This window comes from Bacillus sp. P4_D3 (assembly GCF_056401855.1).
In genome coordinates, this window is record NZ_JBFUIN010000945.1 from 1 (window position 1) to 1,037 (window position 1,037).

Sequence of the window (1,037 nt, forward strand, 5' to 3'; positions counted from 1 at the left end):
GTGTTTACTTTTTAATAAAAAGAAGTCGTCATATAATACTAATATACAGTGGTATATTTTCTCTTTTAACCTTAATAGCATTAGGGGTTGCAGGATTTGGTTTACAGAAATCTAATCAGAAAACAAAATTGAAGATGTATCGAAAAGTACATCAATTCATTGCGGTTTTATTCGGAATAGGATTACTTATTCATTTAATCGTATAGGAGGAAGTATCGTTGCAACATATACTAATTATTGAAGATGAGGAAAGCTTAGCAGATTTTTTAGAATTAGAATTAAAGTATGAAGGATATATAGTAGATATACAACTTGATGGAAGAAAGGGATTAGAAGCAGCACTTGAAAAGAATTACGATCTCATATTACTTGATTTAATGTTACCAGGATTAAACGGACTGGAAGTATGTCGTCGACTAAGAGCAACTAAAAGTACACCTATTATCATGTTGACTGCTCGTGATAGTATTATGGACCGTGTGACAGGGTTAGATAGTGGAGCTGATGATTATCTTCCAAAACCGTTTGCGATTGAAGAACTTTTAGCACGTATGAGAGTGATTTTTAGGAGAGAAGAAAATACAGAGCAAAAGCACGCATCATTTCTTTCGTTTAAAGATCTACAGCTTCAGATTGAATCTCGAACTATAACTAAAGGAAATGAAGAAATTGAACTTACAAATAAAGAATTCGAGCTACTGCTTATGTTTATGAAAAATATTAATCGAGTTCTTACCCGTGATATTTTACTGGACCAAGTATGGGGATATGATGCAATGGTTGAGACAAATATAGTCGATGTATATGTTCGTTATCTACGTAATAAGTTACATAGTTTAGATAAGGAGGAGTATATCCAAACAGTCCGCGGTGCTGGATATATAATGAAATGATAAAAAACATTATGTACCGAATTAGAAATTTGCCTATAAAGTGGAAATTAACACTTTGGTCCACTACACTAGTATTCATTTTGTTTATTTTATATAGCGCGTTACAATTTGTTGTAATTAATAAGTGGACTATAGATTATGAAC

General features: G+C 32.1%; 1 protein-coding gene and 2 pseudogenes. All 3 read left to right on the plus strand.

The window, feature by feature from the left end; translation table 11 throughout:
• Positions 1-206 (plus strand): annotated as a pseudogene (locus AC1DTM_RS28205) (hypothetical protein); the annotation flags it as partial.
• 12 nt (positions 207-218) lie between these two features.
• Positions 219-893, plus strand: coding sequence for a response regulator transcription factor (locus AC1DTM_RS28210; RefSeq protein WP_002141982.1), 675 nt, complete (start codon positions 219-221; stop codon positions 891-893).
• Positions 890-1,037, plus strand: a pseudogene (locus tag AC1DTM_RS28215) (two-component sensor histidine kinase); the annotation flags it as partial. The gene AC1DTM_RS28210 and the pseudogene AC1DTM_RS28215, both read left to right, overlap by 4 nt.